Raw genomic sequence first — 8,063 nt, 5'->3', positions numbered from 1 at the left:
GATTTTTTAAACTTTAAATTTCCCTTCAATCTTCTGAAATCGATAAGCAAAAATCTTTTGCACCTTATTTTGTACCAGTTTACCGGCAAATAAACAGCCTAAAAATCCTAAAGGAAGTTTGTAGGAAACTCGGTCAATCATTTTGGTTTCATGTTCTGATATTTTTTCGAAATGATGTTCATGATGCCACATGGCGTAAGGACCAAAACGTTGTTCGTCCACAAAAAATTCTTTAATATTTCCAATTTCTTGTGGTGTTTTTACATGCGTTATTTCTGTGACCCAAGGCGATTTTATATTGGGAAACACTTCAATTTTGTACGTGATGATTTGCCCTGCAAACATTTCATTGGTTGGTTCTGAAGTAACTTCAAAAGCCATGTTTTTTGGTGTTAACTCATCTAAATTAGAGGGATTGGAGAAAAAAGCCCAAACCTCTTCTAACGATTTTGGAATTAATTGTTCGGTGTATAACTGATAAATTCCTGAACGCTTTATAATTTTCATGAGATTTTCTTTTTTAAAAATTCAAATAAAAGGAGGCTTCCGTAAAGCATTGTGAAACAATAGAACGTGTCCTCCAAAGGAATGGTTCCTAATCTAATCCCCATATTTTCCGCATTGTTATACCAAACGATCGGTTCATCTGTAAAACTTCCAGTTAACCAAGAATTCACGATAAAAAATGGGATATAAATTACAACGAAACTCAACAAATATCTTTTAAAATAAGGAAATTTGAAGATGACTTGTAACAACATTAAAACGCCGAAAAGAGTAAAGCTCCAAAACGTGTACATTCTTTCGTTGAAAATTGAGACAACTAAAACTGAGGTTATCAGTAGAATCCAAGCTACAATTTGCGCTGTTTTTTGTGATAATTCTGGTTTTGGGAAAAAGTAGAGTAAGGCGTAGTGAATAAAATTACTTGCATACGGAATCAATAGAAAAAATAGCCATTCTTCCAATGGAAGTCCCCAAAAGTTAATTCCAACATGATACCTTTCATTAAAGCCCCAAACTTGATTTTTCGCAAATTGGATATCCCAAAAAATAAATACCAATCCAACTAACAAAATAGCCGAAAAATAGGGCTTCCAAAACTGAATGAAATGAAGTCTTTTGCGTTCGAAACTATACACAAAAGGGACTACAAAACTAAGCAGGTCTAAAATTAAATAAAGGTACTTTTCCAGCATCACAGTTGTTCTTTAAAATATTTCAACGGCACAAACAGCATCCCAAAACATTCGCCTTCTTCTTTTCCCAGATGTTTGTGGTGTACTTTATGCGCTTTTCTAAGGGCTCTCAAATACGGATTTGTGGTTTTATCAAACCATTTAAAACGTCTATGAATCAAAACATCATGCACTAAAAAGTAACAAATTCCATAAAGTTGAACGCCTAATGCAAAGAAAAACATCCAGTTAATTCCACCTTTCGTACCGAAGTAAAACAACGTAATGCAAGGAATTGCAAATATTAGGAAAAAGGCATCATTTCGTTCAAAAACATGAGGATAACCAGGTTGATGATGGTCTTCGTGCAAAAACCAACCAAATCCATGCATAACGTATTTGTGTGTCAACCAAGTCACACCTTCCATTCCGATGAAAACACCGATTGTTATTGCGATATGTAATAAAGTTTCCATGTTAGTTGATGTGTTTTTTGATTTGATTAACGAGTTCTTGGTCGTTTGATTTAAGATAATTCTGTTTCAGAAATGCTAAATCTTCTTTCAAATTGCTGTTGTAACCCAAGAAACTCGGAATTTTCTTTTGCGAAATGTATCGCAAAAATCTGATTTCAAGGTTTTTACTGTCTTTTTTTTACCGCATTTTCCATGTCGGTTTTCCCTTTTTTAAAGTAAGATAATTTCGTGATTGGATTTCCCACATGGTTTGCCATGAAAAAATTTCCTGCACCACGAAGTGCGAGATAAAGTGGCTTTTTTGTTTTTGTGTACTCTGCTGAAATTTTATTTAAGAACTCTTCTGCATTCGATTTGTCTTTTTTTGCTTCACCGATTAAACTTCGGTAGTTGAAATTTTGCGCGTTGGTTACACTAAACCATCCAAAAAACATCAATAAAAGAAACGGTTTCATCGGATTAAATTTAACCTTTGACTTACAATCATTTCGGCAAACAGTACCATTTTTCGACCATTTGAAACCCTGATTCTTTTCTTCAATAGATGTTCTGGCTGTACTTTTCTAATTTTCCTAAAAAGATTGATGTAGTATTTATACGCCATAAAAACTGCTAATCTGCTGGAAATTGGTAATTTTTTAATTCCAATCAAAGCGTGTTGAAAATCGGTTTCGATTTCGGTTTCAATTCTTTTTTTGTCTTGAATGGTAAATTTGGAAAAATCCACATTCGGGAAATACGTTCGATTCAATTGATGAAAGTCTGCACCGATGTCTCTTAAAAAATTAATTTTTTGAAACGCCGCTCCCAAGCTTTGAGCGTAAGGCTTCAATTCTTCATACTCTTGTTGGTTGCCTTTTACAAAAACCTTCAGACACATCAATCCAACCACTTCTGCTGAACCAAAAATGTATTCGTTAAACTTTTTGTTGTCAAAGTTTTTTATTTCTCCCAAATCCATTTTCATGCTCTCCAAAAAAGCGTCCACCAAATCGTCTGTGATACCGTTCTCTGCTTTGGTTCTGCAAAAAGAATAGATGATTGGATTGGTAGAAATTCCGTTTTTCATCGCCATTTGGTATTCTGCTTCCAAACACGTCAAGAGTTTTTCTTTGTCGAAATCATGAAACGTATCCACAATTTCATCCGCCAAACGAACAAATCCATAAATATTATAAATGTGTTGACGAATCTCGGGTTTGAACAATAAACAAGCACGAGAAAATGACGAGCTGTAAGTCTTGGTCATCATTTTGGATGAAGCCTCACAAAGATTCTGGTAAAGTGTAAAGTTATTCATTTGTCTATTAGTTTGTGTTTAACGGTTTTTGGTAATGTAGTCGCTCACGAGTTTCCCCGAGATTAAAGCAGGAGGAACGCCTGGTCCTGGAACTGTGAGTTGTCCTGAATAAAAAAGATTATTCAATTTTTTATTTCTGATACTTGGTCGAAGAACGGAGGTTTGCATCAGTGTATTCGCCAATCCGTAGGCATTTCCTTTGCAAGAATGGTACCTGTTTTTAAAATCTCTAATGCCGAAATTTTTCTTGTAAACAATTTTATCCTTTAGGTTTTCTCCCGTAATCGTTTCCAGACGATTGATAATTAAATCGAAATATTGTTCTTGAATTTCTGCAGTATCATCTAAATCTACCGCTGTTGGAATTAAGAAAAACGCCGTTGAAAAACCTTCTGGAGCTAATTTGTCATCAGAAAGTGATGGGAAATTAGCGTAAAAAAGTGGCGCTTTTGGAAACACTTTATCATCGTAAATTTCTTTCGCATGCTCCTGAAAATCGGTATCGAAAAACAAATTATGATGACTAACATTGTTTAGACTTCCTTCGAAGCCAACGTAATACAATAGACTTGATGGCGCAAAGGTTTTCTTATCCCAATACTTTTCAGGATAATTTCTTTCAGAATTTTTCAGCAAAGTTTCGGTATGGGCATAATCAGCTCCACTAACAAAAATATCCGCTTCATAAACATTTTTGTTCGTTTTTACTTCTGTTACTTGGTGGTTATCAGAAGTCAGTTCGATAACTTCTTCATTCAAATGAAATTGAACACCCAAATTTTTCGCAATTTGAGTCATAGCTTTAACCACAGAATGCATTCCTTCCTCAGGATACCACGTTCCTAATCCGAAATCTGCCCAATTCATAAAATTGTAAAACGCAGGTGTATTTTCTGGTTTCGCTCCCAAAAACAGAACTGGGAACTCCAAAATGCTTTTCAGTTTTTCATTTTTTGTTATGGTTGCAACATCTTTAGAAATGCTTTTAATAAAAAGATTCAAGCGTTTTGCGGTTTCTACTGTGATGAGTTCGCTAACTGAAATTCCGGGTTGATACACCAAATCTTTCATGGCGATTTTATAATTCTTTTCGGCTTCAGCGAGGAACTTTCGCAATGGCTTTTCGGAACTGGTGTCTATTTTAGAAAAAGCCTCAATAATTTTTTGAGGTTCGTCTTCGATGTCAATAAAATCTTCCTTTCCAAAAAATACGCGATAGGCTGGATTCAACTTTTTTAAAGCATAAAAATCCGAAGTCGAGTAACCAAAATCGTTAAAGAATTTTTCGAAAATATCGGGCATCCAATACCAACTTGGGCCCATGTCAAATCGAAATCCATCTTCCTCAAGCATGGAAGCACGACCACCAATTTGTTCATTTTTCTCTAACACCAAAACGTCATAACCTGCTTTTGCAAGGTAACAAGAGGCAGAAAGCGATGAGAATCCTGAACCAATGACAATACATTTTTTCATGGGTTAAAAAATTTAGTCCAAATATATACTTAATATTTTATTATTGTAAAATATTTTACTAAATTTGTGTGATAGATTTTTTAAATGAACTACAAATTACTACATGAATTAATTGATCATTTAGAGAAATTTGACCAAGAAAAAAAAACAGACTCTGTAGAAGATTTCAGGATTTGGCTTAATGAGAAGCATTATGAAAGCCAAAGTCCGAAGTTTATTTCAGAACAAGAAAAACACCAAGTTTTTGATTTGGAGAATGAGATTGCAAAGCAAGTTATTCTCCTTGGAAGATTTTCTAAACAAATGATACGACGTGGATTGCAAGACTTTCCACAATTGGCTAACGAAGAGTTTACCTATCTTTTTCGGTTAGTCAACGAACCTGATTTGACCAAAATGCAATTGGTCGAAAAAAATGCCCACGAAAAACAAACGGGTATGGAAATCATTAAGCGTTTGGTGAAAAATGGCTTGGTGAAAGAGTCAGCTGACGAATCGGATAAGCGAATTAAACGACTACAGATTACCACTAATGGTAAAAAAATGTTCGAAAAATCGCTTCAGGATGTTACGGTAGTTTCCAGAGTTTTATCGGCAAAACTTTCTGATAAAGAGAAAGATGAATTATTAAGACTCCTCAAAAAACTGAATGAATTCCATTTTACAATTTATCACGAACACAAGAACTCCGACATCGGAGCGATAAATTCATTGATATAATGCAAAAACTCAATATTTTTTGGTTTAGACGCGACCTGAGATTAAAAGACAATCACGGTTTGTTTCAAGCCTTGATTAAGGAAAATCCCGTGCTTCCCATTTTTATTTTTGATGACACTATTCTCTCTCAATTGGTTAACAAAGCCGACAGAAGAGTCGATTTTATTTTTCAAAGTTTGGAAACTTTAAATTCTTTTTTAAAAACCAAAGAAACAGGAATCCAATACTTTTTCGGAAAGCCAATGGATGTTTTCGAAGAAATTTCAAAGAAATACGACATTGAAAAAATTTTTTGTAATGAAGATTACGAACCGTCAGCTATCAAAAGAGACCAAGAAATTGAAATGTTTTTAGATTCTCAAAATATTGAATTTCAATCGTATAAAGACCAAGTCATTTTCGCAAAGAATGAAATTGTAAAAGCGGACCAATCGCCTTACACCGTTTACACACCGTATGCTAATAAATGGCTTCAAACATTAAATGAAAGTCATTTACAACATTTTCCATCGGAGAAATATTTAGATAATTTATTAAAATTCGAGCCACAAAATTTCGGTTTAGATTTTATTGGATTTCAAAAAACAGATATTGAGTTTCAAAAACCCAAAGTTGATTTCGATACCATCAAAAGCTACGAAAAAACGCGTGATCTTCCTTTTGTAAAAGGTACTTCCGAATTGAGTACTCAACTACGATTTGGAACTATCAGTATTCGGAATTTGGTTTCTCAAACCAAAGAAGTGAATCTCACTTTTCTGAAAGAATTGATTTGGAGGGAATTTTTTATGCAAATTTTATGGCATTTCCCAAAATCGGCAACGCATTGCTTCAAAGAAAAATATGAAGGCATTGCGTGGGAAAATAATGAAGAAAAATTCAAAAAATGGTGCGAAGGAAAAACTGGATTCCCAATTGTAGATGCTGGAATGCGACAATTGAACGAAACGGGTTTTATGCACAACCGTGTCCGAATGATTACTGCAAGTTTCTTGGTTAAAGATTTACTCATCGATTGGAAATGGGGCGAAACGTATTTCGCAGAAAAATTAATGGATTACGACCAAGCTCAGAATGTCGGCAATTGGCAATGGGTTGCAGGAACTGGTTGTGATTCGGCTCCGTATTTCAGAATTTTTAATCCCGACGAACAGCAGAAAAAATTTGACCCAAATTTAGTTTACATCAAAAAGTGGATTTCTGAATTTGGGACAAAAAACTATCCCAAACCTATGATTAGTCATAAAGAAGCGAGAGTGAAAACGTTGGAAGCTTATAAGAGAGTTATTTAAAAAATGTAGAAGTTAACATTGCATAAAATGAGATAATATCCATATAAGAAAAGATTCTTATAAAAAATTTTTAAGTAAAAGAGGACAATTAACAGAGCTATTCTTTACCTAGCAACCTTTCAATTAATTTGTTTTGATTCTCAATTAATAATGTAATATTTTTCTGATTCTCAACAACTCTATTTACAATTTCTTCAGATTGAAAGTGTATTGTAGACTCAACTGGATGTACAACATACGAATGTCCATCAAACTTCGCATTAGAAAAGTCAACATTGGACAATAACTCATTGAGAAGATTATAAAAATCAATATCAAAAATATTTGATATTTTTTGCAAATTCTGAATAGTAGGTTTAGCTTGCCCTGTTTCCCATTTATTATATGCTGGTTGAGAGACATCTAATTGATGCGCAACCTCGGATTGAGACCAGCCTTTTTGAGTTCTCAAATCGTAAATCTTTTTATGTAAACTCATTTAATAAAATTTAATACGAAAATAGATATTTTATACATTATAACCAAAAATTATTACGTTATAACAGTTAGTTGTTGTTTGGTATTTTTATACATTATAAATTGGTCTAACTAATTCATTTTTAATCACTAATTAAATAATTATGAAAAAAACACTTATCTTAGGATTCTTACTGAGTTTAATCCTGCTCTTAGCTGTCTACTCGTGTGTGCAAAATTCTGAAAATGAATTTGACACTATAAACGAAACAAAAGAAACCAGTTATTCGGTTGCTTCAAGAATTGCGACAACAGAAAGTTTTGCCCCTGCTGGCGGTGATCTAGAATTAAATGGCGAGCAAATTAATACAATATACAATTTGACTGGCTCGAAAGACATTACAAACCTTAGAGGATATATACTGTACACAACTGGTACAGAAGACGGTAAATCAGATATTAACTTAGAAAACTTAAAAGCGATATCACTTTATCATTACAAGAATGGAAGATTAGAGCATAGTTTTTTTACTAAAAATGACGGGGGAGATTTTCAAATAGTACCTCATCTTACTGCTTATTGCGTCGGCCCCTCTTTTGCAGAAATTAACTACTCAATTTTCTATTCAAAAATTTATGAAAATTATAACAACCTTACAATTTACTCAGCAATAAATCATAGCGTATATGACACAAAACCACTATCTGATGAAACCGATCCTTTTAGTGATTACACAATATCAAGAGATCTTCTAGAAAAAAGGGCGATATCTATTGGTGATTATATTTCTCTAGCGGAGACACCATCGGAAGAAAAGAAAGCAATCTTATCAAAATTACATAGTAATTATACAAGCCGATGTTGTTTTCTTCCAGCAATTGTCGTACTCCCGCTATTACAAAGCCAAAATATATATCCAGATACACCTACTCCACCCACCCCTGGTGAAGGTCCACAGCCGGAAGATCCTGATGATCCAAAGCCTTGTGCAGAAAAAAATGCTCAAAAAATTGCAGGAAATGCCTACCAATCATACTTTAATGATGCCATCACATACGATATTAGAGATAGTATTCTTAAAGAAAGTTTCTTTGGCATGAAGTATATTTATTGAGTATTATTATAATACGAGTTTCTACAATTGCAATATTTCTTATTCTGACG

At 33.8% G+C, this 8,063-nt stretch carries 10 protein-coding genes; 3 read left to right on the top strand and 7 right to left on the bottom strand.

What is annotated here, in order from left to right; translation table 11 throughout:
* Positions 1-6 precede the first annotated feature (6 nt).
* From AC4AGG_RS08230 to AC4AGG_RS08205, 6 genes are all read right to left on the bottom strand, one after another.
* Positions 7-507, bottom strand: coding sequence for an SRPBCC family protein (locus tag AC4AGG_RS08230; RefSeq protein WP_489771512.1), 501 nt, complete (start codon positions 505-507; stop codon positions 7-9).
* A complete protein-coding gene (locus AC4AGG_RS08225) occupies positions 504-1,199 on the bottom strand; it encodes a lycopene cyclase domain-containing protein (protein WP_489771511.1) in 696 nt (231 codons plus the stop codon). The genes AC4AGG_RS08230 and AC4AGG_RS08225 overlap by 4 nt, the downstream gene beginning before the upstream one ends.
* Positions 1,199-1,654 (bottom strand): sterol desaturase family protein, encoded by a 456-nt coding sequence (locus AC4AGG_RS08220; protein WP_489771510.1) that lies wholly within the window; start codon positions 1,652-1,654, stop codon positions 1,199-1,201. Before AC4AGG_RS08220 ends, AC4AGG_RS08225 begins: the two co-directional genes overlap by 1 nt.
* 164 nt (positions 1,655-1,818) lie before the next feature.
* The gene (locus AC4AGG_RS08215; protein WP_489771509.1) at positions 1,819-2,109 is read right to left on the bottom strand and encodes a hypothetical protein; all 291 of its coding nucleotides are present in this window, start codon (positions 2,107-2,109) and stop codon (positions 1,819-1,821) included.
* Entirely contained in the window at positions 2,106-2,954 is an 849-nt protein-coding gene (locus AC4AGG_RS08210; protein WP_489771508.1) for a phytoene/squalene synthase family protein, read from the bottom strand. The genes AC4AGG_RS08215 and AC4AGG_RS08210 overlap by 4 nt, the downstream gene beginning before the upstream one ends.
* Positions 2,955-2,972: 18 nt before the next feature.
* On the bottom strand, positions 2,973-4,430 hold the full coding sequence (locus AC4AGG_RS08205; protein ID WP_489771507.1) for a phytoene desaturase family protein: 1,458 nt from the start codon (positions 4,428-4,430) through the stop codon (positions 2,973-2,975).
* 84 nt (positions 4,431-4,514) lie between these two features.
* On the opposite strand from AC4AGG_RS08205, the gene AC4AGG_RS08200 reads away from it, so the two are divergent.
* Positions 4,515-5,150 carry a MarR family winged helix-turn-helix transcriptional regulator gene (locus tag AC4AGG_RS08200; protein WP_489771506.1) on the top strand — a complete coding sequence of 212 codons (636 nt, stop codon included), beginning with the start codon at positions 4,515-4,517 and terminating at the stop codon, positions 5,148-5,150.
* Positions 5,150-6,442, top strand: coding sequence for a cryptochrome/photolyase family protein (locus tag AC4AGG_RS08195; RefSeq protein ID WP_489771505.1), 1,293 nt, complete (start codon positions 5,150-5,152; stop codon positions 6,440-6,442). The genes AC4AGG_RS08200 and AC4AGG_RS08195 overlap by 1 nt, the downstream gene beginning before the upstream one ends.
* Positions 6,443-6,539: 97 nt before the next feature.
* Here AC4AGG_RS08195 and AC4AGG_RS08190 read toward each other — a convergent pair whose 3' ends face one another.
* Positions 6,540-6,920, bottom strand: coding sequence for a helix-turn-helix domain-containing protein (locus tag AC4AGG_RS08190; protein WP_489771504.1), 381 nt, complete (start codon positions 6,918-6,920; stop codon positions 6,540-6,542).
* 142 nt (positions 6,921-7,062) lie between these two features.
* On the opposite strand from AC4AGG_RS08190, the gene AC4AGG_RS08185 reads away from it, so the two are divergent.
* A complete protein-coding gene (locus AC4AGG_RS08185; protein ID WP_489771503.1) occupies positions 7,063-8,013 on the top strand; it encodes a hypothetical protein in 951 nt (316 codons plus the stop codon).
* Positions 8,014-8,063 lie beyond the last annotated feature (50 nt).

This window comes from Chryseobacterium sp. CG10_8, from assembly GCF_058117085.1.
The sequence above is the reverse complement of the archived record's forward strand: the minus strand, read 5'-3'. Positions and strand labels throughout refer to the sequence as shown.